Origin of the sequence: Martinezella miluonensis (assembly GCF_900094545.1) — a bacterium.
GTDB lineage: Bacteria > Pseudomonadota > Alphaproteobacteria > Rhizobiales > Rhizobiaceae > Rhizobium > Rhizobium miluonense.
The window spans coordinates 12498-37061 of record NZ_FMAH01000057.1 but is presented as its reverse complement, the minus strand read 5'-3'; the positions used below and the strand labels follow the sequence as shown (position 1 = coordinate 37061).

General features: G+C 59.1%; 18 protein-coding genes and 1 pseudogene. 10 read left to right on the top strand and 9 right to left on the bottom strand.

The annotated features are described in order from the left end of the window. Positions 1–458: 458 nt before the first annotated feature. Positions 459–1454 carry an ABC transporter permease gene (locus tag GA0061102_RS29250; RefSeq protein ID WP_092855736.1) on the top strand — a complete coding sequence of 332 codons (996 nt, stop codon included), beginning with the start codon at positions 459–461 and terminating at the stop codon, positions 1452–1454. Positions 1455–1580: 126 nt separating this feature from the next. On the opposite strand, the pseudogene GA0061102_RS29245 reads toward GA0061102_RS29250, so the two are convergent. From GA0061102_RS29245 to GA0061102_RS29235, 3 genes and pseudogenes are all read right to left on the bottom strand, one after another. Beyond that, a pseudogene (locus tag GA0061102_RS29245) lies at positions 1581–2842 on the bottom strand (amidase family protein). A gap of 52 nt (positions 2843–2894) precedes the next feature. Then, positions 2895–5969 (bottom strand): efflux RND transporter permease subunit, encoded by a 3075-nt coding sequence (locus GA0061102_RS29240; RefSeq protein ID WP_092855735.1) that lies wholly within the window; start codon positions 5967–5969, stop codon positions 2895–2897. Between the two features lie 9 nt (positions 5970–5978). Continuing rightward, positions 5979–7112, bottom strand: coding sequence for an efflux RND transporter periplasmic adaptor subunit (locus GA0061102_RS29235; RefSeq protein WP_092855734.1), 1134 nt, complete (start codon positions 7110–7112; stop codon positions 5979–5981). A gap of 560 nt (positions 7113–7672) precedes the next feature. Between GA0061102_RS29235 and GA0061102_RS29230 the strand changes: the two genes are divergently transcribed. Next, positions 7673–7975, top strand: coding sequence for a hypothetical protein (locus GA0061102_RS29230; protein WP_092855733.1), 303 nt, complete (start codon positions 7673–7675; stop codon positions 7973–7975). A gap of 48 nt (positions 7976–8023) precedes the next feature. Here the strand turns inward: GA0061102_RS29230 and GA0061102_RS29225 are convergent, their stop codons facing one another. From GA0061102_RS29225 to GA0061102_RS29215, 4 genes are all read right to left on the bottom strand, one after another. Beyond that, the gene (locus tag GA0061102_RS29225) at positions 8024–9208 is read right to left on the bottom strand and encodes a cystathionine beta-lyase (protein ID WP_092855732.1); all 1185 of its coding nucleotides are present in this window, start codon (positions 9206–9208) and stop codon (positions 8024–8026) included. 166 nt (positions 9209–9374) lie between these two features. Then, positions 9375–9524 carry a hypothetical protein gene (locus GA0061102_RS33055; protein ID WP_159432222.1) on the bottom strand — a complete coding sequence of 50 codons (150 nt, stop codon included), beginning with the start codon at positions 9522–9524 and terminating at the stop codon, positions 9375–9377. Between the two features lie 358 nt (positions 9525–9882). Then, entirely contained in the window at positions 9883–11217 is a 1335-nt protein-coding gene (locus tag GA0061102_RS29220; RefSeq protein WP_092855731.1) for an acetyl-CoA hydrolase/transferase family protein, read from the bottom strand. A 214-nt stretch (positions 11218–11431) separates the two neighbouring features. Continuing rightward, on the bottom strand, positions 11432–13396 hold the full coding sequence (locus tag GA0061102_RS29215) for an autotransporter outer membrane beta-barrel domain-containing protein (protein ID WP_092855730.1): 1965 nt from the start codon (positions 13394–13396) through the stop codon (positions 11432–11434). Positions 13397–13554: 158 nt separating this feature from the next. Between GA0061102_RS29215 and GA0061102_RS29210 the strand changes: the two genes are divergently transcribed. The 3 genes from GA0061102_RS29210 to GA0061102_RS29200 all read left to right on the top strand — a co-directional run bounded on the left by GA0061102_RS29210 (position 13555) and on the right by GA0061102_RS29200 (position 15894). Further along, positions 13555–13854 (top strand): hypothetical protein, encoded by a 300-nt coding sequence (locus GA0061102_RS29210; RefSeq protein ID WP_092855728.1) that lies wholly within the window; start codon positions 13555–13557, stop codon positions 13852–13854. 248 nt (positions 13855–14102) lie between these two features. After that, positions 14103–14882, top strand: a complete 780-nt coding sequence (locus tag GA0061102_RS29205) for a FadR/GntR family transcriptional regulator (RefSeq protein WP_245298175.1) — start codon at positions 14103–14105, stop codon at positions 14880–14882. Between the two features lie 133 nt (positions 14883–15015). Further along, positions 15016–15894: a glycosyltransferase family 2 protein gene (locus GA0061102_RS29200; RefSeq protein ID WP_092855727.1), complete on the top strand. Its 879-nt coding sequence runs from the start codon at positions 15016–15018 to the stop codon at positions 15892–15894. Between the two features lie 57 nt (positions 15895–15951). On the opposite strand, the gene GA0061102_RS29195 is transcribed toward GA0061102_RS29200, so the two are convergent. Together GA0061102_RS29195 and GA0061102_RS29190 are read right to left on the bottom strand one after the other, a co-directional pair. Then, positions 15952–16467: an NUDIX hydrolase gene (locus tag GA0061102_RS29195; RefSeq protein WP_092855724.1), complete on the bottom strand. Its 516-nt coding sequence runs from the start codon at positions 16465–16467 to the stop codon at positions 15952–15954. Between the two features lie 416 nt (positions 16468–16883). Further along, entirely contained in the window at positions 16884–17558 is a 675-nt protein-coding gene (locus tag GA0061102_RS29190; protein WP_092855722.1) for a GntR family transcriptional regulator, read from the bottom strand. Between the two features lie 302 nt (positions 17559–17860). Here GA0061102_RS29190 and GA0061102_RS29185 point away from each other — a divergent pair, with 302 nt between their 5' ends. The 5 genes from GA0061102_RS29185 to GA0061102_RS29165 all read left to right on the top strand — a co-directional run bounded on the left by GA0061102_RS29185 (position 17861) and on the right by GA0061102_RS29165 (position 24562). Beyond that, on the top strand, positions 17861–18889 hold the full coding sequence (locus GA0061102_RS29185) for a trans-3-hydroxy-L-proline dehydratase (RefSeq protein ID WP_092855720.1): 1029 nt from the start codon (positions 17861–17863) through the stop codon (positions 18887–18889). Between the two features lie 89 nt (positions 18890–18978). Continuing rightward, positions 18979–20718, top strand: coding sequence for an ABC transporter substrate-binding protein (locus tag GA0061102_RS29180; RefSeq protein WP_092855718.1), 1740 nt, complete (start codon positions 18979–18981; stop codon positions 20716–20718). Positions 20719–20796: 78 nt separating this feature from the next. Further along, the gene (locus GA0061102_RS29175; protein ID WP_245298174.1) at positions 20797–22647 is read left to right on the top strand and encodes an ABC transporter ATP-binding protein; all 1851 of its coding nucleotides are present in this window, start codon (positions 20797–20799) and stop codon (positions 22645–22647) included. Then, positions 22644–23612, top strand: a complete 969-nt coding sequence (locus GA0061102_RS29170) for an ABC transporter permease (protein ID WP_092855714.1) — start codon at positions 22644–22646, stop codon at positions 23610–23612. Before GA0061102_RS29175 ends, GA0061102_RS29170 begins: the two co-directional genes overlap by 4 nt. Then, entirely contained in the window at positions 23609–24562 is a 954-nt protein-coding gene (locus GA0061102_RS29165; protein ID WP_092855712.1) for an ABC transporter permease, read from the top strand. Before GA0061102_RS29170 ends, GA0061102_RS29165 begins: the two co-directional genes overlap by 4 nt. The last annotated feature ends 2 nt before the right edge of the window (positions 24563–24564 follow it).

The window sequence follows — 24564 nt, the reverse complement described above, 5'->3', positions numbered from 1 at the left end:
GTGGTGTTGCACCACATGCTTCGAGATGGGACCGACTTCATTCCTCGCAAGGCAGCGCCAGCCATGGCCGCTTGAGTAGGAAGAAAGCATAGACAGACTTCGGGGGCACTGCCATCAGCCCTCTGAGCAAGGTCCCTTCGCCGGGACGATGGATGGGTTAGGCCGCAACCGCTCACGCAGCACTCAAATGACTGCGCATCTTTAGATTGGCCAGCCGGTCCTCAGCAGACCCCATACAGCAGCGGCCCCAGCGTCGACTGCGGACAGAAGCAAGCACTCGGCGAGGGATTAAGCTCAAAAGGGATTGACTCAATGCCCGTTACAGAAGAGCGGTTCAGCTCTTCATGGAATCTCTGAACCGCTCTGTCTTATTGTTTTTACACAATTCCGGACGGAATACCGCTGCGCACTTTTCCTGGAATTGCTCTAACGGCTGCAGCCAATAGGAATTGAAATCGATGAGTAAGAAAGACCTGGGCCTGCTCCTGTTGATCGTCGTCGTCGGCATTGTCGTGACGATCATCAACCCGCGCTTCCTTTTGCCGATCAATCTGGCCAATACGTCCAATCTCATCGGCCTTTTCGGGATATTGTCGATCGGGCAGGCCTTCGTCATCATCACCGGCGGTATCGAACTGTCAGTCGGTTCGCTGGTCGCTTTGCTCGGCGTCCTGTTCATCGACTTCATCGCTGTCCAGAACATGCCCTGGGCCGTGGCATTGCCCTTGATCCTGATCCTCGGCGGCGTCCTCGGTGCCATCCACGGCTGGCTGATTACGCGGCTCAATCTTCAGCCCTTCGTCGTCACGCTTTGCGGCCTGCTGATCTATCGCGGCGCCGCACGCTTCTACACGGCGGACGGCACTGCCGGCTTCGCCTTCGGCCAGAACTTCCCTTCCTTGGAATTTCTGACCGCAGGCCGCTTCTACGGTGTGCCGAACACCTTCATAGCGCTTGTAATCATCGCAGCCATCATGTGGATCGTCCTTCATCGCTCTGTCTACGGACGCTATCTCTACGCCATCGGCAAAAATGAGGAAGCCGCCAAATATTCCGGCATCCGCACCTCGAAGATGGTGATGATTTCCTATGTCATATGCGGTGTATTGACGGCACTTTCTGCGATCTATTTCGCGATGTACACACGTTCGATCTCGCCGGCGAGCCATGGGCAGTTCTATGAACTCTATGCCATCGCCGCTGCTGTGCTCGGCGGCTTTTCGCTACGCGGCGGCGAAGGATCCCTGATCGGCGTGGTACTGGGCACGATCCTGCTGCAGGAATTGCAGAATCTCGTGAATCTCCTCGGCATCCCCTCCTCACTCAACTTCGCCGTCATGGGTGGGGTCATCCTGATCGGCGTGCTGATCGATCAACAGTGGAGCGCAATCCGCGCGCAACGGCGCTTGCTGTCCGCCGCCCGTCAGGTGGACGTAAGACAGCCCGCTGAATAGGGCATGTCATCGCGGCAACGTCGCACCGCTGCACCGAAGGCTGATATCATCGAACGGGGGTGACCTACCGCGTCAGGTAGCGGCCAGCTTCTGACCCAAGCTTCGCCTCGACCTCGTCGCCACCAACTACCCAGCGACGGTGTCCTCCAAGGCCAGGGCCGCCGTCAGCAACCGCTCATCCTGGTCCTTCGGAGCCGACAGCAGGAACCCGACCGGCATGCCGGCGCTGCCCTTGCCGCAAGGCAGCGACACGCCGCACCAGTCGAGGAAGTTGCCGATCAGGGTATTTCGCAACGTCTTGAAGTTGACCTTCACGAACAGCTCGTCATCCGCCTCCAAGGGGCCAAGCGCCGGCGCGACATGGGCAACAGAGGGATAGGCGATAAGCTCATTCGGCCCGAGCGTGCTTGCCGCGTCCTTGATCAGTTGCTCGCGGACCTTCAGTATTTCGAGATAGCCGACCAGCGTGATCTTTTCGCCGAGACGCGTGCGGGCGACGACACGCCGATCCATGGATTCGGCTTCCGGGCCGGCCAATCGGCAATGGTGAAGGGCAAAAGCCTCGGCGGTCACCAGAGGCCCATGTTCTGCCATCACTTGGAAGAGCGCGTCGAAAGCTGGAAAAGCCGCACGTCGCACCTTGACGCCGGCAGCGCTCAGCCATGCGAGCGCCGCCTCGAAAGCCCGGATCACGCCCTCTTCAGCATCGTCCATGACAACAGTGGTCGGCACCACAAGCGAAAGCCCGGTGGGGACCGTGCGGATGATATCCGGCGCTGTGCGCCCACGCATCGCCGCGTCGATCCAAATGGCGTCCTGAACGGTACGGCTAAGCGGCCCAAGTGAATCGAGGCTGGTTGCCAAGGGAAAGACCCCCGCCATACTGTAGCGACCGCGACGGCGGAACCGGAGGAGGACCCTCCGGGTATCCGCGGCACATCCAAGGCCATCGGATTGAGCGGTGTGCCGTAATGTGGATTGAGGCCGAGGCCGGAAAAGGCAAATTCGCTCATATTGACCCGGCCGATGGCAATCATGCCCGCAGCCTTCAGCGCCTTGACCACATCCGCATCCTCTTGCGCGGGCGCCGCATCCGCGAGCACGACCGATCCAGCCGTCGTCGGCAGGCCGGCGATGTCGAAGAGGTCCTTCCAGGCGATGGGTATGCCGTCGACCAGTCCGCGAGAACGCCCTTCCCGCAGTCGCTTTGACGATGCGACCGCTTCCTCTTTCGCGCGTTCCGCAAGCAATTTCGTGAAAATCGCCTGATCCTTGTGCGAACGGATCGCATCCAGGCTTTCCTCGATCAGCGTGACCGGATCGAGGCTACCGGACTGGATCTGGGCCGACAGCTGCGCGATCGACTTGCCGAGATATGTCTGTGTCATAAAACCGGTTCTCTCCCGCCAGCGACGAATTGCGCCCAGCGAAGTTTCGAAATCAATGCGCGGGAGCCGGCTCGGCTTCCGACACCTTCCGCTTGTGGTGATCGGCGGCGAGCAACATGTAGACCGCAGGCACGACAAAGAGCGTGAACAAAGTACCGATGGCAAGCCCTGTCGCAATTACCAGGCCCATATTGAAGCGGGATGCCGCACCGGCACCGGTCGCCAGGATCAACGGTATCACACCGAGAACCATAGCCCCTGTCGTCATCAGGATCGGGCGCAGCCGGATACTGCAGGCGCCCTCGATCGCTTCGCGCTTGGACTTCCCCCCTGCCTGCAGCGTGTTTGCCACTTCGACGATCAGGATGCCATGCTTGCTGATCAGCCCCATCAGCGTTACCAAGCCGACCTGGGTGTAGATATTCATCGTTGCCCCGCCGATGCCAAGGCTGATGAAGGCGAGCGCGCCTGCAATCGACATGGGCACCGACACGAGAATGATCAGCGGGTCGCGGAAACTGTTGAACTGTGCCGAGAGCGCCAGAAAAACAATGATCAGCGCCAGACCAAACGTGGTGGCCATGCCGCTGGATTCCTGTTCGAACTGGCGGGACTGGCCGCCATAGTCGACCGAATATCCCTGTGGCAGCGTGCGCGCAGCAATCGACTTGAGGGTATCAAGAGCATCGCCGACGGCAACACCCGGCGCCGGAACGCCCGCGATGGTGGCGGAGTTCAATTGCTGGAAATGCGCAACCGAGCGCGGCGTTGCCTCAAGCTTTGCCGTCGCGATCGCCGAAAGCGGGATCTTCGAGCCGTTCACGCTCGCGATCGGATAATTCATGATCTGATCGATGGTCTGGCGCGCGCGCTGCTCCACCTGCGGGATAACCTGGTAGGAGCGGTTGTCGATACTGAAATAGTTGACGTAACCGCCACCCAACATGGAGGCGAGCGCCGCACCAACATTGTTCATGGACAGGCCAAGCGCCGAAGCTTTGCTGCGGTCGATCTGGATCGAATATTGCGGATTGTCGATATTGAGATCTTTTATCACGAAGATGAACATGCCGGACTTTTGCGCTTCCTGCAGGAAAGTGTTGGACACTTCGTTGAGCTGTTGGAAGCTGCCGGTGCTGCCGATGGCGAATTGCACCGGCAGGCCGCTGGCGCCCGGCAGCGGCGGTATCTGGAAGACCACCGCCTGGCCGCCGGCAATTTTCGCCAAGTCGGCCTGCACCAAGGGCTGAAGATCATTCGCCGTTCTCTTGCGCTGATCCCACGGCTTCAGCACCATGCCCTCGAAGGACGTGCCTGGCGCCTCGACCTGCAGGTTCTTGTCGGTTTCCGGGAAGCTGCGGAAGATCTTGGTAACCTGGTCGGAATTGAGAAGCTTCTGCTGAAGCGTCGCGTTGGGCGGGTTGGTCACCTGCGCGCCGAGGAAGCCCTGATCCTCGTTCGGAGCTAGCTCATTTTTTGCGCTCGTATAGAGGAAATAGATGCTGCCGAGGACGATCGCGGCGAAGACCACCGTCACCGCCACCGTGTTCAGGCTGCCATGCAGCATCCAAACATAGGGCCGATGGATCTCCGAGAAGCGGCGGTCGATGAAATCGGATATCCGTTCCTCCCAGCCGCGACGGTCCGTCAGATGCGGCTTGAGGATGCGCGAGCACATCATCGGCGTCAGGGTCAGCGCGATGATCATGGAGACGGTGACAGCGCCCACCAGCGTAAAGGCGAACTCGGTGAAAAGCGCACCCGTGAGACCGCCTTGGAAGCCGATCGGTACATAGACAGCGACCAGCACGACGGTCATCGCCAGGATCGGCCCGACCAATTCATGCGCGGCCGCCAATGCTGCCTGCATGGGTGCGGCCCCTTCTTCAATATGACGGTTGACGTTCTCCACGACGATGATGGCGTCGTCGACCACAAGGCCGATGGCCAGCACCAAGGCGAGCAATGTCAGAAGGTTTATCGAGAATCCGAAGATCAGCATCATCGCGAAGGTGCCGACCAGCGATAGCGGTATGGCGACGATGGGAATGGCGACCGAACGCGGCGAACCGAGGAATGCGAACACCACGAAAATGACGATCGCCAGAGCTTCGGCCAGGCTCTTTACCACTTCGTCGATCGACTTGGTAACGAAGGTGCTGGAATCGTAGACGATGTAGCCCTCAAGCCCCTGTGGCAGCTGCGCCTGAATTTCCGGGAACACCGCACGCACGCCCGCAATCACATCGAGCAGGTTTGCCGTGGGCGCGATTTGGATACCGATGAAGACACCGGTCTGCGCATCAAAACCGATCTGCACCTCGGTATTCTGCGACCCGAGCGCAACGGTCGCAACGTCTTTCAGGCGCACGCTCGTGCTGCCGATCTGCTTGACCACCATCTCGTTGAATTCGTCGGCTGAATGCAGATCGGTCCGGGCGGTGAGGACCGTCTGCGTCATCTGGCCGCGCGTGGTGCCGATACCGGAGATGTAGTTGTTGGCTCCAAGCGAGGTCCACACGTCGCCAGCAGTCAGGCCATAAGCGGCCAGTTTTTCGGGCTTCAACCAGGCCCTCAGTGCGAACGTTCTACCGCCAAGAATTTCGGCCGTCTGGACGCCTTTGACCGTCTGCAATTTAGGTTGGACCACGCGCGACAGATAATCGGTGATCTGGTTGCTGGCGAGAACGTCGCTGCGGAAGCCGATATACATTGCGTCGATCGACTGACCGACAGAAACCGACATGATGGGCTGCTGCGTACCTGTCGGCAATTGATTAAGAACCGAGGATATCTTGGCGTTGATCTCCGTCATCGCCGAGTCCGCGTCATAGTTGAGGCGCAGGTTGACGGTGATGGTAGAGCTGCCGCTGGTGCTCGACGAGGTCATATAGTCGATGCCGTTGGCCTGAGCGATGGCGGTTTCGAGCGGCGTCGTGATGAAGCCGGCGATCACGTCGGGCGCAGCACCCGGATACACGGTCGTCACCGTGACCACGGCATTCTGGGTCTGCGGATACTGGCGCACGGTCAGCGAACGGAACGACTGGTAGCCGATCACGACAATCAACGCGCTCACCACCAGGGCAAGCACGGGGCGCCGGATGAAGATGTCGGTGATGTTCATCGCCACACCTCAGTTGGGGTTTGCCGGTTTCGCATTAGGATCGTTCGACGGCTGCACCTCATTGTTGATGATGACGGGCGAACCGTTGCTCAGTTTCAGCTGGCCTGATGTCACCACCACCTCGCCGACATTCAATCCTTTGGTCACCGCAATCTGGTCGCCGCGCGCCTGTCCGGTGCTGACGAACTTCTGATTGGCAACGAGCTGCGGCTTTCCATCCTGCCCCTTGCCCTTTTCGGTCACCACATAGACGACATTGCCGTAAGGGTTGATGGTGACTGCGGTCTGCGGCAAAGCAATATAGTCTTGCGGCTCGCCGATCACCACAGATACATTGCCGAACATGCCGGGAAGAAGCTTGCGGTCGGCATTGGCAAACGTCGCCCGGATGGTGAGATTGCGGCTTAGGGTGTCGACCAGCGGGCTGATCGCGGTGATCTTGCCGTCGAAGGCCTCACTGCCGTAGGCGTCGACCGTAGCAGACACCGACTGGCCGACCTTCAATTGTGACAGAGCCTGCTGCGGCATGGAAAAATCGAACTGAATCGGATCGAGCGACTGCAAGGTCACCACAGCGGTGCCGGGTGCCAGATATTGGCCAAGGCTGACGAGCTTGATGCCGAGATGCCCGTCGAAGGGCGCGCGTATGGAATATTGATCTACCAACGCTTGCTGGGCCGCGACCTGCGCCTGAGCGGCCTTCAAGTTCGCCAGATTGGTATCGACCTGGCTTTGCGCGATGGTGTTGGCCTTGATCAGCTTGGAATCGCGTTCAAAGGCGATCTGCGCATTGGCGGCCGAGGCCTGGTATTGCTGCAGCGTTGCCATCTGCTGGTCGGCGAGCAACTGCACGATCAGGTCGCCGCTCTTGACGTCCTGGCCATCCTGAAAGCCGATCTTCTGGACAATGCCCTGAACCTGGGCCGAAAGGCTGGCGCCCTCGACGGCATTGAAACTGCCGACCGACTGCAGCGTCGTCTGCCATGGGCTCATCGCCGCCGGAATTGTCGAGACCGTCTGCGGCGGCGCCTTCAGATTGGCCAGATACGCCGCGATCATGCGGTTCTTGAATGCCTGAAAGCCGAAGATCCCGCCCAGGATCAGGCCTATGACGATCAGCATGATCACCATGCGTTTTATCATGACGACAGACTCTGCTCTTCAGGGATGGGTTCTATGAGGTTTGATGGCATGGGCTTTAGCGCATCTCACCTAGAGCGGCTTTCAGCCAGCCCGGGAGCGGGCATGTCGCGACTTGCTTTCACGGCCTGCCGGACGATCGATAGCCACGCGGATTGCAGGCGACGCGCAGACGAGCGCTCTTGCATCGAAGAGCAACACGGGCCGACACCTTCTGCCCGCTTCAGGCAATTTTCACTCTCGCCCGCTGGAAGCTGGCAATGCCCATGCCGACCATTCTCACGCAAAACGGACCAGTCAAACGTCATGGGCGAGCCTCCGCTCCGATCGCACACGAGCTACCGCGATCAGGCTTAGGATAACCGATTTGTTCTACCCAGACCATATCCAAGAATCTGAAGCGGTGGCCATGGTTGCGGCAACGCTCTCATAACGGTTCTGCCTTTCTCCGGTGGCCAAGCAGATTTACGCGTACCTTTCTACTGCCGGATGATCACATTCAGCTGCAGGCATTGATAACTTCGGCAGCTAGCCCATGTTTAAAAAGACGTAGGAGGAACGTCATGGAGTTGAGTACCGAGGAACTTGAAGGACGGTTTTCAGAGCTCACGGTTTCCACCCGGCGAGCCCTTGTCGACCGTCTCAGGGCGACGATCGCAGATCTCGCCTACGATCTGGCGGTAGACGGACTTTCGGACCTTATTCCCCCGATGCTGGTCATAAACGACGCCCTCGGGAGCTTGATGGATGAAATCTCCGAGGCCGATACCAGCTATTCGGACGAGATTATCTTGGCGACGGTTCGTCTCATCAGGACATCGCGAGCCCTGCTCACCGAAGGGGTCTCCATGCAAACGATCCATTGAGGATCAGGCATAAGAGCGATGCAAGCCGCTCATTATCAGGTTTACTCCTCAAGCGGCAGCGGCAAACGCCCGTTCAAGATCAGCAAGAAGATCGCCGACATCCTCGAGACCAATCTGCAGCCGGATCACCGGGCCTTCCTGCGGTGGCTGCAGGATGCGCCGATCGCTGAGGTCCACCACCAGCGCCAAGCTCTGATATCCGCCCCAGGAATAGCCGAGGCCGAACAGAGAGAGCCCATCGAGAAATTTTTGCGCCCTGAGCCTGAATTCCTCTTTGCGATCGGTCGCCAGCACAAAGGAAAGAATGCCGCCGGCTCCCTTGAAATCGCGCTTCCAGATTTCGTGACCGGGAAAACTTTCCAGGGCAGGAAAAAGAACCCGGGCGACATCGCCGCGTCCCTCCAACCACTTCGCTACGGCCAGAGCATTTGCCTGATGCCGCTCCAGCCGGATGCCCATCGTGCGAAGCCCGCGAAGCACCTGATAGGCGTCATCGGGCGTTCCGCAGAGACCGAGCGCACCATTGGCGTGCTTCAATTGCCGCCAGTGCCTGGCATTGGCGGAGATGGTCCCCATGAGGACATCGGCGTGACCGGCGGGATACTTCGTCGATGCCTGAATGGAGACATCGACTCCGAAATCCAAAGGCTTGAAATAGAGCGGCGTTGCCCAGGCGTTATCCATGGTCACGATCGCATGATGGCGATGCGCGACCTCGGCAATGGCCGGAATATCCTGTATCTCGAAGGTATTCGAACCCGGAGCCTCGGTGTGCACGAGCCTCGTATTGCTGCGAAACAAGGCCTCGATACCCGCGCCGACGCCCGGATCGTAGTAGTCGACCTCGATCCCGAAGCGCGCGAGCATCGTATCGCAGAAATGCCGGACATTGCCATAGACGGAATCGACAATCAGCGCGTGATCGCCCGGCGAAAGATAAGCGAACAGCGCGATAGTGACGGCGGCAAGTCCGGACGGCACGAGGATTGTACCGGCCGCTCCCTCCAATTCGTTGATCGCGTTACAGAGCGCATCGGTGGTCGGCGTTCCGCGGGTCGCATAGGTATATTTCTGCCCGTGCTGCGCCATTGTCCGCGCGTCCGGAAACAGGACGGTCGAAGCGTGAACGGTCGGCGGGTTGATGAAGCCGTGATAATCGAAAGGATCGTAGCCCGCCCGGACGAGCTGGGTATTGGGGCCAATCGAGTTCGGTCGGTCGTTTTCCTCGCTCATGGGGCATCAAGACCGCGCTTCCGGCGGTAATTATGCAATTCAAGGAGCGGCGTGTTGCCGATCAGCTCCGAGAAACCATTGTATATTCTCGTCATTCAGCTCTCCCGTTATCGAATGATCGACGGATAAAGGCGCGCAGAGGCGAAGGCTGAGATTGCCCCCGACCTCACGCTCCGCAAATGGCGTGCACGAGCAGAAAGAAGGAAACGAGAACCATTACGCCCGCTGCCAGATGGTGAAGGAAAGGCCAGATGTGCCGGCTTGTCGCCACTGCGGGTCGGGTGGCGAGAGAGGCGAGATAAAGAACAGTATCCATGAAAGCTCCCGGCGAGGGCCCCGCTACTTTCCAATCACGGCAACGGCGCCCTATAGAACAGAGATAGGCGTTTATGAATCCAATATTATCTATAAAATTAGTGCATTAAAGGAATGATTTTCCCCTAGACGATGTCGCCGATAAATTGAACGTTCGAAAGGCACCTTCGAGGCAGCAGAATGAACGCCGAATTCTGAGGCCCATGCGGAACTATCCGGCCCGACAACTGCCTTTTGTCGTCTCCGGAGGAAAGGAGATCGACACGGCTACTTCGAAGCGATAGCGAACTTAATCGGGAGCAGAATTTCTGCTTTTCTGAAAGTACCATGTGCGGACGAAAAACTCGTTGCCCGAAATATCAGTCCGGCGCGTAAAGTCCCGCAGCGTGGGCGGCCCGGTCCAGTTCCTCGCGAAAATCGGGGTGAGCCAACCCGATCAACGCCTTTGCCCGCTCGGCCAAGGATTTGCCCTTGAGGTTTGCCCATCCATATTCGGTGACGACGATATGCGTGTCATTGCGCGGTGTCGTCACCGGCCCTGCCAGCGTTGGGACGATACGCGACAGCGTGCCTTTCGCCGCCGTCGAATGACAGGCGATGATCGATCGCCCGCCGCGCGAGGCATAGGCGCCGCGCACGAAATCCACCTGTCCGCCGGTTGCGCTGAATTGCCTGCCGTTGACGAATTCCGAGTTGCACGCGCCATTCAGGTCGATCTGCATCGTCGCGTTGACCGACACCGCCCGGTCATTCCGGGAAATCACAAAGGGATTGTTCACATAATCGACGGGATGGGCTTCGATATCCGGGTTGTTGTTCAGGAAATCGTAGAGCGACTGGTCTCCGAGCGCGAAAGTGAAGATCGAGCGACCGACATGGGTCTGCTTGCGGCTGTTGTCGACCACGCCTGCCTTGATCAGATTGGCAAGGCCCGTCGTCATCATTTCCGTATGGATGCCAATATGGCGATGATGCGAAAGCCGCGAGCACACCGCATCCGGCAAGGCGCCGATGCCCATTTGCAGGCAATCGCCGTCTTCCACGAGGCCAGCGACTGTTGCACCGATAGCATCGTCGACCTCGTTGCGCGGAGCGGCTGGCAGGATCGGCAGGCTGACGTCATGTTCGACCAGCGCCGTCACGCTCGATACGGGGATCATGCAATCGCCCCGCACATAGGGCATATTGGCGTTGACTTCGAGGATCAGTCGTATTCCGGGCTTTCGCGACACTGTGAGCGCATAGTCGGTGCTGGCGCCAAGGCTAAAATTGCCATCCGCATCCATCGGCGCGACGGTCGCGATCAACGTGTCCACCCCGACATGCTCGACGAGCGAGCGCGGCACCTGGCTGAAGTGGCAGGGCACCAGATCGACGGCGGGCAGCGCCTCCGCCAATCGCCTCTTGTCGAGCGCGCGCTCCACCCCGCCGTGAAAGTAGCTTATGGGAATAATCCGATGGCGCAGATCGAAATCGAAGACGCTGGCGCCTGCGACGCCTGTGCAAAGGAGATAGTAAAGCCGGATGTTTTCGACTGCGTGCGCCCGGGCGCGTTCCGCGAGCGCCGCAAGGATGCCGGGCGGCTGGCCTGCGGCTATCGGCATTGCGATCTTCGCGCCCGATGGGATTAAAGCGACGGCCTCTCGTGCAGGCCGCAGGCGTTCACGATACAGCGTCTGATGGATACTGGTCATTGGGCCCTCCTCCCAACGCCATTTCAGATCAAAACAGCATCGATTGCAATGGGCGGCTTCTCACCGGCATTCGCAGGAACTTTCGGCGAGGGGCGAGGGCTTATTCCGCCACGCAAGCAGGGCAATAATATCCACAAAAAGGGCGACGGTCTTGTTTACCCGACCGTCGCCCTGCGAAGTTTCAACTTCGCTGAAGCCGCCAAGTGCGGTCGGCTTAGAACTTCACACCGACGTTGAGCTTGAAGGTATGATCGGTGGCATTGCTCGCGACCTGCCCGGAATAGGAAGCGCTGATCGCTGCATTGGGCGAAAGAGCAAAGTCCAGACCGGCCTCCATGGCCAATGCGTCTCTGGCGATCGGCGCACCGTCTATGCCGAAGCTGGCTCCCGAATTGAAAGCGAACTCGGAGTTCGGCGTAACGCCGCCATAGGCATGCTTCCAGCCAAGCATTCCGCGCGCCTTCACTTTGGTATCGGAGAGAGGAATATCGGTGGAGGCGCGCAGGCCGAGCGTGGTGAAGGTGGCGTTGGTCGTGCTGCTGTCGCTCGACAGTCCGGCGATCGTTCCGCCAGTTTCCGAAAAGCCGTCACTTTTTAGATGAACGTAGGCGGCATTGGCGAAGGGTTCGAGGGCAATATCACTCAGATTGACCTTGTAGCCCAACTCCGCAAAAGCCTGGGTCGTGCGCGCATCATAATCGGCGGAAAGCGTCTCGTTGAAAGCCGGGAAAACGACGTGGCGCGTGGTTTTCAAGGAGTGAGCCGAATAGAAAACACCGGTTCTGAAACCGATCGCATCCCACTGCGATCCGCCGTAGAGACCGAAATGGTAGTTGTCGCTGGAGCCTGACGAGGAGCGGGCATCGACATCAAAACTGGTGTTGGTATATCCGCCAACCATACCCAATCGCCATGTTCCGGCGGATGCATCGGCGCCGACGAGGAACCCTCCAGTCGTATGGTCGATCTCTGCGGCATATCCCTCGCCGTCCGCTTTGCTTTTCCCGCCGAGCGCCTGGCTCCAGATCGCAATGCCCTCCGTACTGCCGGCTGCCTGCCGCATGCCCTTCTCATCATAGGTCGTCACCATCGACGACGGTGCGGCGACATTGTCGAAAGCGGAGCGGATGCGCTCGCTCACTGCATCGCGCAGATAGGCGCTATCCGTTAAGAACGTCCCCTTGACGCTGGCATGGATTTCTCCGGACAGGGCGTTGCCGTAGGGGCGCAGATAACGATAGAAGCCGATGGCATCGTCGCCGCTCGGGTCCAGCTGCTCTCTATTCAGGATATAGAGCGACCACCCATCCTTGGTCTGGCCGAAGGACAGTCCCTCAACCTCCTGGTCACCCTTGATCTTGAGGTTCCCCAATACCTCCACCTGGCCGGTAGCGAGATTGGCGCGATAGATGATCTTCGAGTCATTGTCGGTGGAGAAATACATCCATCCATCCAAGACCTTGCCGCCCTGGGCCTGATCGATGGTCTGCGACAAAGGGATGTATTTCTTGAACGTCCAGTCGGAGAGATTATAGACCGCAATTTCGGTGGCATTGTCATAGGCCATGCCATAGCCAACGCCGTTCTTGGCATCCACTGCGACCCAGCTGGCGATATCCTGCTTGCCATGCGGTGGATTGAGCGCAAAAGCCTTACCCGTATAGGTGAGGTCGCTTGCATTGTAGATCGCAAAGACCGGCGTGTTGTATTTGCCGCCGGTGACCGGGTCGCGTCGGCTGGAGTCCAGAGAGATGTAAAGCAGCCCGTTGGCGTAATCGATATCGCCGATATGGTTGAGGCCCTTGGGCGCAGCGGCAGAGGGATTTGCCAGCGCAGCGGCGATGGCGGAGGATGTCCGCTGGCTGGTCTGGAAGTTTGCGTTGGTCTTATCCAAAGCGTTCGTGCTGGAAAAATACCAGTTCGTTCCGTCGGTCGTTACCCCCTGGCCACGATAGGTAATCGGATTGTCGGTAAAGGTCTTCTTTTCGACCATGATCCAGGGCTCGACAGCATAGGCAGGTGCCGACATCAGGCAGGCAAGGCTCGAACACAAGATAAGCGGCATCGTGAGCGCAAGCGTGCGATCCGGCACGGACTTGGCCGAAGCGACATCGGCTATTTGCCGGGGAGCCGCCCGTGCGGCTGACTTGCGACCGCTGTCTCTGATTTTCAAACGCATTTCAGGACTTCCTTTTCGTGGGTGTTGAATGGCCACACGAATGCCTCCGATGCAGAAAAGATCGGCGGTGCGACATGTGGCAGCAATGAGGGTCAGCCCGCCGAAACGCCGGGCCGGGAACAAGCCGGCGGGCGCTAGTCGCCGCCGAACGAGTGTTGATGGCCCGCTATGCGCAGGATCTTGATATTCGCAGCGGAGCGGCGAATTGGGCACCTCGCGGCGGGGTCCGCGATATCGACGCGGCCATGATGCGTGCGGCAATCGCCTCCGATCCAGAGACGCATACCATTCGCTTCCATCTGAACTGCTTTTCTTTGTCTGTAACCTCGAGCAGAATTGGAGGCACGGATCACCTTTCGCTGAAAGAAGATCCAGTGACGCGCAAGCAGCCGGCGATAGATCGCGCCTGCCGAGAACGACCGTGGCGCTCCGTCAATTTGGGGATAATTGCCGTTTAGTGTGAATATCGGGACATCTTTAGATCGATGGCCGAAAAATCCACGCTTCCTACAAGCTAACACCACCAAATTATATGTGAACAATCCACAAATATATTTATAATTCCAACATTTATACATTGAAATCTCGTAGTAATATTAGATTTCATTCGAGTAAGATAATGAACACGCTGATTTCTCACTTGTTGACGTGTCCACGAAACGCATGTTCAATAATAGGATAATTAGAAGAGTGAAGTGACAATAATATGAATAGTATGAAGAATGGAGGCGCGTTGTTGAAGAAGCTGATGGGCGTTTCCCGCATGGAGGGATCTGCGGGCGTCAGTCTCCATGGGCGGGTACTCAACGAAATTGGCCAGAGCATCGTGCGCGGCGAGTTTTTGCCGGGCGATCAATTGCCGAACGCGGACGATTGGAGCGCAGCCTATGGCGTCAGCCGCACCGTTCTTCGCGAGGCGATAAAGGTTCTCGCGGGCAAGGGCATGGTGGAATCGCGCCCCAGAACCGGAACCCGCGTGCGGCAGCGCAGGGATTGGAACTTCCTTGATCCCGATGTGCTGGTGTGGCGCTATGGATCGAGGACCACGATCGAGGAGGCACGCTCCTTGTTTGAGCTGCGCCGCGCGATCGAGCCGACGGCGGGAGCGCTGGCGGCCCAGCGTGCCACCGAGACGCAAATCGCCGAGTTACGGCTCTTGCTCATCGAGATGGAAAAGGCCGGCGACGATGGCGAACGTTTTGCCATACCGGACCTCGCCTTCCACCAGGCCATCCTTCGCATGTCCGGCAACGAACTCATCGGCTCCCTTGCCGCGTTGACCGAGACGGCGCTGGTCATCAGCTTCCGTCTCACCGACGACAATCCACAGGGCCAGCGTCACTCCTTGCCATTGCACCGCAATGTGGTGGAGAGTATTGCGGCGCGCGATCCGGATGCCACGAGCAATGCTCTGATCACATTGCTTGATCGAGCCGAGGAAGACGTGAAATCCGCGTTGGCGGCGCGCTCGGCGCGGAAGGGCTGAACCTGCCCTTCTGCACCGGCAGATACGAGGTGCCCGATGCCGAGGGTATTACAGCGCTTGCAACCATCGGCACAACCAAGAATTAACGCGTTGATGGTTCTGTACAGCCGAGTTTGCGCACGGGGAAAGCGCCATGAAAATTGCCGTGGGTGTGGCCACTAGCGGTCGCAGAACGATTTTGGCTTGTTTGATCGACCGGCTGGCGGCACAGACACGCAAGCCGGATCATCTGTTTCTCAGCCCCGCCACCGGTGAAGACATCGATATGGAGCACCTGCGCTCGGCACCGTTTCCGGTGACTATCGTATCGTCCCCAAAGGGCAGCTGCCCGCAGCGAAATGCGATTATCAACGCCGCCGCCGGTATGGATGCTCTTATCTTTTTTGACGACGACTTCTTTCCGGCTGCCAATTATCTTGCCGAAACGGAAGCGCTGCTTAAGGCCGACGAGACAATTGTCGTGGCGACCGGACACGTTATTTTCGACGGCATCCACGGGCCTGGCCTGCAGGCGGAGGAAGCGGACCGCATCATCAAGGAAGACCCGACCCCGGACCCTGCCCCGGCCATTGTCCCCGCTCATAATGCCTATGGCTGTAACATGACGTTCCGCCTGCAGCCGATCCTTGCTCACCGCATCTATTTCGACGAAGAGCTGCCGCTTTACGCCTGGCAGGAGGATGTCGATCTTTGCCGGAGGCTCTCTCCCTATGGCAAGATCGTCAACTTCAACCGGCTGCGCGGCGTTCATCTCGGGGTCAAGGCCGGGCGCACGTCCGGCTTGCGCTTTGGATATTCGCAAATCGCCAATCCGCTCTATTTGGTCAAGAAGGGCTCGGTGTCGCTGAAATGGGCGCTGAGGCTGATGGGCGGCAATGTCGCCTCGAATATCATCGGCTCGATCAACCCGCCGCCCTACGTCGATCGCCGCGGCCGCCTTCGCGGCAATCTGATTGCGCTCAGGCATTTGCTGGTCGGGTCGCTCGACCCGCGGCACATTACCCATATGTAGTATTTCACTTACATAAATGTCCGACCGACTTCGATACGTTTCTGTGCCGATCGGCCTCTATTTCGTTGCCGAACCTTTTGCCTTCTTATCCTTTGCGAGCGCGATCTCAACCGTGCGGAAAAGACCTTTCAATTCCGGTTCCCGCACCAGACTGGCCGCGTCATTCGGGGAGAGCCATCGAAGCCGACGCTGGCCGCTTTCCGGAAACTCTGCGCTCATCGCGGCAACTTCAAGAAGATGAACCTGCACCACCGACGGCACGGTCTCACCGGTATCAAGGGATTTGAGATAGGTGTAATAGCCGAAACTCTTCTTCCTGGCCTTTCCCTTGACCCCCGCCTCCTCCCAGGCTTCGCGCTCGGCGACCTGATGCGGCAATTTCTTCTCCATGGCCCATCCCTTGGGGATGACCCACCGGCCGCTTTCGCGCGATGTGATCAGCAGGACCTCCACTTCCTCGTGGCCGTCGTCCCGCCATCGGTAGCAGATCGCCGCATATTGCTCGATTGTCTGGCCGGAGAAGAGCTTATCGGCCTCGCCCGCCAGATGTCTGAGATAGGTTTTCCTTGTCATCTACCTGCCATCACGGCCGCACATCCAGCCGAACCGGGCCTGATCCATGCTCAAAAAAAACAAGTCGGAACGACCTGCCAAAATAATGGGTTCGCGAATGACCGCCATGTACGCCTCCCAAGTCTGCGCCGCCCGAGCTGAAACCGGGCATCATATTACAATCAACTAAATCTCTTTAGCCGACTATGGTTCCTCCATGTCATAGCGCCTGCGACGCGGATTGTCATATAAACGTTATGAAATATTTTTTACCATGTAATAACAAACATATAGAGGTAGAAAAATCTTGTCACAAAGAGCGCTAAATTATCCTCTTTGACGGTGTCATGACGTATAAGTAGAGCAACACGGCTCAGCCGCTGCTCGGCTTATTACAGACGGGCAAACGAAGGGTCCGATATGGCATGTAAAAACCGTTAGGTTCGCCGCCCAGGAAGATGATGCATCAAGGACTGGCAGGCACGCATCATGTGCGCGGTCAGAAAGTCAGCCGCCTTCTCCGCATCGCCCGTCCTGCAAAGCGCCAACAACTCGCGATGCTCGCGGTCCGCTGTTTCCAGTCCGCGCGACAGGGTGAGTTGAATCCGCAAATAGCGCTCCAGCCGATCGTTGATGGACCGGATCGTGCTGACGAGATAGGGCCTTTGGGCATCCTCATAAAGACAGCTATGGAATTGCCAGTTCAACTCCGACCAGCGCGCAACATCGGCCTCCTGCGCAAATGCATCGCAGTAAGCCTCCGCCTTTTCAAAGGTCTTTTCCGTCATGAAAGGAATGGAGAGCTTGAGCGCGTTCGATTCCAGAATGGCTCGAACCTCGAAGATCTGCACGATCTCCGGCTCCGAAACGGTGGTGACGATCGCACCCTTGTTGCGATGGAACTCGACCAATCCCTCGGCCTCAAGCCTCTTCAGCGCCTCGCGAACGGGAATCTTGCTGACATTGAACAGGCGCGCAACGTCGTCCTGACGGATAGGCTCGCCTTCGTCGAGGGAACCGTCCGCGATGGAATCTCGGATGAATTTCAGGATCACATCGGACGTGCTCGGCGCCTTACCCAGGTTGGGAATCTGATCAATGTTAAGCGGCATTCAGTCGTCGTTCCCGGGATAAGACGTAAGATTGGCAGAGGATTGGAGATCGCAATCCCCCCTAAATACAGTGATCTCGTTCTGCGACGCAAGAGCGCATGCCGCCTGCGCAACCAACGGAACTATTGACATTTTCCCCCACTCAATAGCGCTTGACGCTCACAGCAAATCGTATACGTTATCCGAAATTTCAAGATAACGTATACGATCTTGACGTTCAAGGGAGGAACACTAGTTGCCGGCTCTTCAGGCAGCAACCATTCGCGCCTCCCTCTCCGTATTCGAAAGGGACTGAAGCAGAAATGCGTACATCGAAAGTCGTCCATGTCGTGAGCTGTCACGCCGAGGGAGAAGTCGGCGATGTGATCGTCGGCGGGGTCGCTCCCCCTCCCGGCGCCACCGTCTGGGAACAGTCACGCTGGATTGCGCAAGACGAAACCTTGCGGAATTTCGTTCTCAACGAGCCGCGTGGCGGCGTCTTCCGGCATGTGAACCTGCTGGTTCCGCCGAAAAATCCCAAGGCGCAGATGGCCTGGATCATCATGGAGCCGGCGGATACGCCGCCCATGTCGGGATCGAACTCGATCTGCGTGTCGACCGTTCTGCTCGACACCGGCATCATTCCCATGCAGGAGCCGGTCACGCGGATGGTTCTGGAGGCGCCGGGCGGCCTGATCGACGTCGAAGCGGAATGCCGCAACGGCAAGGCTGAACGCATCCATGTGCGCAACGTACCGTCCTTTGCCGACAAGCTCGACGCCAAGCTTGAAGTGGAAGGCATCGGCACGATCACGGTGGACACGGCCTATGGCGGCGACAGCTTTGTGCTCGTCGACGCAGCGTCACTCGGCCTCACCCTGCAGCCGGATCAAGCCCGCGATATAGCGCGCCTCGGCGTGAAGATCACGCAGGCCGCCAACGAACAGCTGGGATTCAGCCACCCCGTCAACGACTGGAACCATATTTCCTTCTGCCAGATCACCGATCCTGTTCGAATGAAGGACGGCGTCCTCTGGGGGAAGAACGCCGTCGCCATTCGCCCGGGCAAGATCGACCGCTCGCCGACCGGCACCGGCTGTTCGGCCCGCATGGCCGTTCTGCATGCGAAAGGTCAGATGAAGGTCGGAGACAAATTCGTCGGCACGTCGCTCATCGACACGGAATTCCACTGCAGCATCGACGGCGCGGTCGATCTCAATGGCAAATCTGCCATCAGCCCGATCATTTCCGGGCGCGCATGGATCGTGGGTACGCACCAGCTGATGGTGGATCCTGCAGATCCGTTCCCGGCTGGATATCGACTGTCGGACACCTGGCCGATGGATCTCTGAAGGAAAAACTGCCTCATCGCTGGGAAGGCATTTGGAGGAATGCCTTCCCAGCGATTTGAAATATACGCAAATAAATTGGGAGGATAAACGTGCGTACTTTATTGAAATCGACCGTTTCGGTCGCATCTTTGCTTATTGCTCTTTCGCTGCCGGGCTTTGCCATGGCGGACGAGCCCGTCAAAGGCGGCACGCTGCGAATTCTTGCCACCGGCGAGCCTGATCACGTCGACCCGGCGCTTGCCGGCATGGTGAATACCAACAACCTGCTGCGCGCCATATCGCGGCAGCTGATCAGCTATCAGGCCTCCACCGACCCGGATGTTGCCATCAAGCCGGTCGGTGATCTGGCGACGGAAGTGCCGCAGCCGACGGATGACGGGCTGACCTATACGTTCAAGCTGCGCCAGGGCGCCATGTGGAACGCACCTTCCGGCGCGCGGCAGATTACGTCGGCGGATGTTAAACGCGGCTTCAAGCGGCTTTGCAATCCACACATGCAGGCTTCGACGCTCACCTACTTCACGGCGCTCATTTCCGGCCTGAGCGAATTCTGCGACGGCTTTGCCAAGGTTCAGCCGACCACGGCTGCCATGAAGAAGTACGCAGAAGAAAACGACATAAAGGGCATCGAAACGCCCAATGACCAGACCGTCGTTTTCCGGCTCAAGGAACGCGCCGGCGACTTCATCTACATGCTCTCGCTGCCCATGCCGGCGCCGGCGCCGGTCGAGGTGCTCGACTATATTCCCGACAGCCCGGAGTACCGCACGCATTTCGTCGGCAGCGGCCCTTACACGATCGGCGAATACACGCCCGACACCAGCCTGAAGCTGGTGCGCAATCCCGCCTGGAAGCCGGATAGCGACCCGTTGCGCAAAGCCTATGTGGACGATATCGAGATCACCATGGGGCTACAGGCCGATGCCATCATGCAGCAATTGCAGTCAGGCGACGCCGATCTTGCCTATGACATCAATGTCCCGACGGCCATCCTGGCGACCCTCGCCGCCAACGGCGACGAAAAGCTGACCGCACTATCGGCAGGCAACACCAACTTCCTGTTCATCAACACCGTCTCCGGCAACAACAAGGGCGCCTTGAAGGACATCCGCGTACGGCAGGCGCTATCATATGCCATCGACAAGGCCGCGATCGTACAGCAATGGGGCGGCTCGAAGGTGGCGGAGCCCGCCACGGGCATTTTCGGACTTGGCGTGCTCGGTCATCACAAGTTCGACCTTTATCCCTCGCCGGAATCGAAGGGCGATCCGGAAAAGGCCAAGGCCCTGCTGGCCGAGGCCGGCTTCCCGAACGGCATCACGCTGAAGATGCCTTATCGTAACAAGGATCTCGAAGTGGCGACCGCCGCCACCATTCAGGCCAGCATGGCGCGCGCCGGCATCAAGCTCGAACTGGCGCCCGTGACCGCCGCCGACTACTACTCCAAATTCATGACCAATCCAGTGAACACGAAAAACGGCACCTGGGACATTGCGCCTGTGGGCTGGACTCCGGATTGGGTCGGTGGTGCCGCGCGATCGGTCTTCCAGCCGCAATTCACCTTCGACGGCACGCATCAGACCTACAACTACACAGACTACAACAACCCGAAGGCCAACGAGACTGCCGCGAAGGCAATCAACGCCACCACACCGGAGGAAACCGGAAAATTGTGGGCCAAGGTCGACGAGATGGTCATGGCCGATGCGCCGGTGGTTCCGCTGATCGCCAACAAGAACCCACGCTATCGCAGCGAAGCGGTAAAGAACTTCCAGCCCTATGCCTTGGGTGTGGAGGGCGATTGGACGAACCTCTGGATCGAACGCTGATCCAGCACTTTCGCGCATGGCGCCGCAGCCTGGCTGCGGCGCCTTAACGCAACCTCGATTAAAAATGCGAGTTTACCCTTGACCATTCTGGAGGCAAAGGGGCTGACGGTCGATATCCCGACCGAGGATGGCGTCGTGCACGCGGTGCGCAACGTATCCTTTTCGATCAGACCCGGTTCGATTTTCGGTATTGCAGGCGAATCCGGCTCGGGAAAGAGCGTGCTGACGCAGGCCGTCATGGGGCTCCTGCCCAATGCCGACATTCGTGGTGAGGTCTGGTTCGAAGGCCAGAACGTGATCGGCCTGTCGCAGTCGAACATGCGCCGCCTGCGGGGCGGACGTATCGGCATGGTGTTTCAGGACCCGTTGTCGAGCCTGCATCCCTTTTATACGATCGGCTCGCAGATCGCCGAGGTGCTGCATACGCACGAGACCATTGATCGCGAAGCCGCTCGTGCTCGCGTGATCGATATGCTCGGCAAGGTCGGCATCCCCTCGCCCGCCGAGCGTTTCGACAGCTATCCGCATCAATTTTCGGGCGGGATGCGCCAGCGCGTGATGATCGCCATGGCGCTGATCCTCAACCCCGCCCTCATCATCGCCGACGAGCCGACGACGGCGCTTGACGTCACCGTACAGGCACAGATCATCGACCTGCTCGATACCATGCGCCGCGATTTCGGCACCACGATCATCCTGATCACCCATGACCTCGGCCTGCTGTCGAGCGTCGCCGACGATGTCATGGTCATGTACGCCGGCAACCGGCTAGAATATGGCCCCGCCCGCAGCGTATTCCGCTCGCCGGCCCATCCCTATACGGCTGGATTGCTGCGATCGACGCCGGCAAACTACGAGCCCGGTGCGCAATTGGTTCCGATCAAGGGACGCCCGCCGAGCTTACTGGCGACACCTGCCGGATGCATCTTCGCACCACGCTGCAGCCAAGTGCATGCCGACTGCACGAAGCGCGTTCCGCCGCTGCACGTCTATAGCGACGGGGTAGAATCCCTCTGTCTGCTGGAACCGAATGCATCGCCCTTGCCCCTCGCGGCAACGGCTGAGAAAGCCGAGCCTAAGACGATCCGCTCCGAACAGATCGCAGCGGTTGAAAATGTTCACTTGACCTATCATGTCGGCAGCTTCTTCGGGCAAAAACGCACCCTCGAAGTCCTGAAGGGTGTCGACCTTACGATAGCGCGCGGAGAAACGATCGGTCTCGTGGGCGAAAGCGGTTGCGGAAAATCCACGCTGGCTCGCATCGTCGCCGGACTGACGCCGGCGACATCGGGTAGGATCAATGTGCTCGGCCACGATATGAGCAATCTTAAGGGCCGCGAATGGCGCGAGATGCGCCGACAGATCCAGCTCGTCTTCCAGGATCCCTTCGGATCGCTCAATCCACGCCGTCGGGTGGGTGCGATCATCGGCGATCCCTTCCGTCTGCACGGTGTGGCGGCAGGAGAGGAACGCCGCGAAAAGGTGCGCCATCTGATGGAGATGGTCGGCCTCAACCCGGAGCACTATAATCGCTTTCCAGCCGAATTCTCCGGCGGCCAGCGCCAGAGGATCGGCATCGCCCGTGCCTTGGCGCTCAATCCGGCGCTCATCATCTGCGACGAGCCTGTCTCGGCGCTGGATGTATCGATCCAGGCGCAAGTCCTCAACCTGCTCAAGGAATTGCAACAGGAGCTGGGCTTGACCTACCTCTTCATTTCGCACGATCTGTCCGTCGTTCGCCACATCTGCGACAGGATCGCTGTCATGCAAGGCGGCAAGATTGTCGAGCTGGCCGCGGCCGAGCAGCTCTTCGTCGCTCCACAGCACCCCTATACCCGCACATTGCTATCCGCATCGAAAACGCTCTCCATCGCCGACGATGGAGGCCCCGCGCGGTCATTGATCGAGACAAGACAGGTGACAGCATGAACGACGTTGCGACATCAGATGCTTCGACGCAGACGGAGGTGGTACAACGCGGCTCGCTCGAGCTGACGCTGCGCCGCCTGCGACGCGACAAGGCGAGCGTGATCGCTCTCGGCGTCATTCTGGCCGTCGTCGTGCTGGCCATCACGGCTCCCTGGATCGCCACGCTGACGGGGCATTCGCCAATCGAGCAGTTCCGCGACATCGGCCTTTCGCCGGCAGGCATTCCCGTCGGCCCAGGTGAACAATTCTGGCTCGGTACGGACCAGCTGGGCCGCGACGTCTTGGTGCGGCTCGCCTATGGCGCCCGCATTTCCCTGCTAGTGGGAGTATTTGCCTCGGTGCTGGCATCGACGATCGCCGTGATCGTCGGCACGACGGCGGGCTATCATGGAGGCTTTACCGATATCGTGCTCAGTCGGCTGACGGATCTCGTCATGAGCGTCCCCTTCCTGCTCTGCGCCCTTGCGCTCGTTTCGGCCTTCGGCCCCAGCCTGATGCTCAGCGTCTGCGTGATCGTCTTCTTCAGCTGGGCTCCGATGGCGCGCGTCATCCGCGGTCAGGTGATTTCGCTGCGCAAGCAGGATTTCGTTCAGGCAAGCCGCTCGCTTGGCGCAGGTCCTCTTTCGATCATGGTCGTCGATATCCTGCCCAATCTCGCGGCTCCCATAATCGTCTATACCACCATGCAGATTCCAAGCTCGATCGTCTTCGAGGCGACGCTGTCGTTTCTCGGCATGGGGATCGTGCCGCCAACACCGAGCTGGGGCGGAATGCTGGCGGACGCCTCGTCCAACTCCCTCTACCTCGTCGCCTGGTGGCTGGTCTTCGTACCCGGCACGGCGCTTCTGCTGACAACGCTTGCTTTCAATATCCTCGGCGACGGCCTGCGCGACGCGCTCGACCCGAAGAGTGCGCGCACCGTCCGTCGTTTCAGGCTGCAATCCAAAGGAGCGTCGAAACGATGATCCGCTTTCTTACCCAGCGTCTGATCTTCGGCGCAGGCGTCCTTCTGATGCTCTCCGCCTTCGTCTTCTTCCTCTTCTTCGTCGCCCCCGGCGATCCCGCCCGCATGATCGCAGGCGATAAGGCGACCGAGGCACAGCTGATGCAGATCCGCAAGAATCTCGGCGTAGACCGCCCCATTGTGGTTCAGTACGGCAGTTTTCTCACCAGGGCGATCAGCGGCGATCTCGGCTTTTCCTACCGCAACCAACAGCCCGTCGCGCCCATCATCGTTCGGCGCATTCCAATCACCCTGTCTCTGGTTCTGGGCGGCGCGCTGCTCTGGCTCGCGATCGGCATTCCGATGGGGATCATGTCGGCACGGTTCGCCGGCGGCCTGCGCGACCGCATCGGACAGGCCTTCATCCTCGTTGGCCTGAGCTTTCCGACCTTCGTCCTTGGCATGATGTCGCTCTATCTTCTCTACTTCATCCCCAAGCAGGCAGGATTTACCCTCTTCCCTCCCGGTGGATACAAGGCGCTGACCACCCAGCCGCTACTCTGGGCATGGCATCTCGTCCTGCCGTGGACCACGCTCGCCTTGACCATGGCCGCGGTCTATGCCCGGCTGACGCGCGGACAGATGCTTGACGTGATGGGCGAGGACTATATCCGCACCGCCCGCGCCAAGGGCCTCAGCGAGCGGCGCGTGGTTTGGAAACACGGTCTTCGGGCGGTGCTGACGCCGCTTGTCACCCAGCTCGGAGCCGATATCGCCATGCTGCTCGGAGGCGTCATCATCATCGAGCAGGTCTACGGGCTGCAGGGCGTTGGCGCACTCGCAGTTCAGGCCGTCGCCAATCAGGATCGCCCGATCATCATCGGTGTCGTATTGCTCGGCGGAGTGTTCATCGTCATATCCAATATCGTCGTCGACCTCTTCTATGTGTTGCTCGACCCCCGCGTACGCTGAAA

Coding starts and splice junctions, on each gene's coding strand:
- GA0061102_RS29165 (WP_092855712.1), top strand. CDS start 23,609: ATGATCCGCTTTCTTACCCAGCGTCTGATCTTCGGCGCAGGCGTCCTT.
- GA0061102_RS29190 (WP_092855722.1), bottom strand. CDS start 17,558: ATGCCGCTTAACATTGATCAGATTCCCAACCTGGGTAAGGCGCCGAGC.
- GA0061102_RS29205 (WP_245298175.1), top strand. CDS start 14,103: ATGAATAGTATGAAGAATGGAGGCGCGTTGTTGAAGAAGCTGATGGGC.
- GA0061102_RS29185 (WP_092855720.1), top strand. CDS start 17,861: ATGCGTACATCGAAAGTCGTCCATGTCGTGAGCTGTCACGCCGAGGGA.
- GA0061102_RS29220 (WP_092855731.1), bottom strand. CDS start 11,217: ATGACCAGTATCCATCAGACGCTGTATCGTGAACGCCTGCGGCCTGCA.
- GA0061102_RS29210 (WP_092855728.1), top strand. CDS start 13,555: ATGGCCCGCTATGCGCAGGATCTTGATATTCGCAGCGGAGCGGCGAAT.
- GA0061102_RS33055 (WP_159432222.1), bottom strand. CDS start 9,524: ATGGATACTGTTCTTTATCTCGCCTCTCTCGCCACCCGACCCGCAGTG.
- GA0061102_RS29230 (WP_092855733.1), top strand. CDS start 7,673: ATGGAGTTGAGTACCGAGGAACTTGAAGGACGGTTTTCAGAGCTCACG.
- GA0061102_RS29170 (WP_092855714.1), top strand. CDS start 22,644: ATGAACGACGTTGCGACATCAGATGCTTCGACGCAGACGGAGGTGGTA.
- GA0061102_RS29195 (WP_092855724.1), bottom strand. CDS start 16,467: ATGACAAGGAAAACCTATCTCAGACATCTGGCGGGCGAGGCCGATAAG.
- GA0061102_RS29215 (WP_092855730.1), bottom strand. CDS start 13,396: ATGCGTTTGAAAATCAGAGACAGCGGTCGCAAGTCAGCCGCACGGGCG.
- GA0061102_RS29250 (WP_092855736.1), top strand. CDS start 459: ATGAGTAAGAAAGACCTGGGCCTGCTCCTGTTGATCGTCGTCGTCGGC.
- GA0061102_RS29200 (WP_092855727.1), top strand. CDS start 15,016: ATGAAAATTGCCGTGGGTGTGGCCACTAGCGGTCGCAGAACGATTTTG.
- GA0061102_RS29240 (WP_092855735.1), bottom strand. CDS start 5,969: ATGAACATCACCGACATCTTCATCCGGCGCCCCGTGCTTGCCCTGGTG.
- GA0061102_RS29235 (WP_092855734.1), bottom strand. CDS start 7,112: ATGATAAAACGCATGGTGATCATGCTGATCGTCATAGGCCTGATCCTG.
- GA0061102_RS29225 (WP_092855732.1), bottom strand. CDS start 9,208: ATGAGCGAGGAAAACGACCGACCGAACTCGATTGGCCCCAATACCCAG.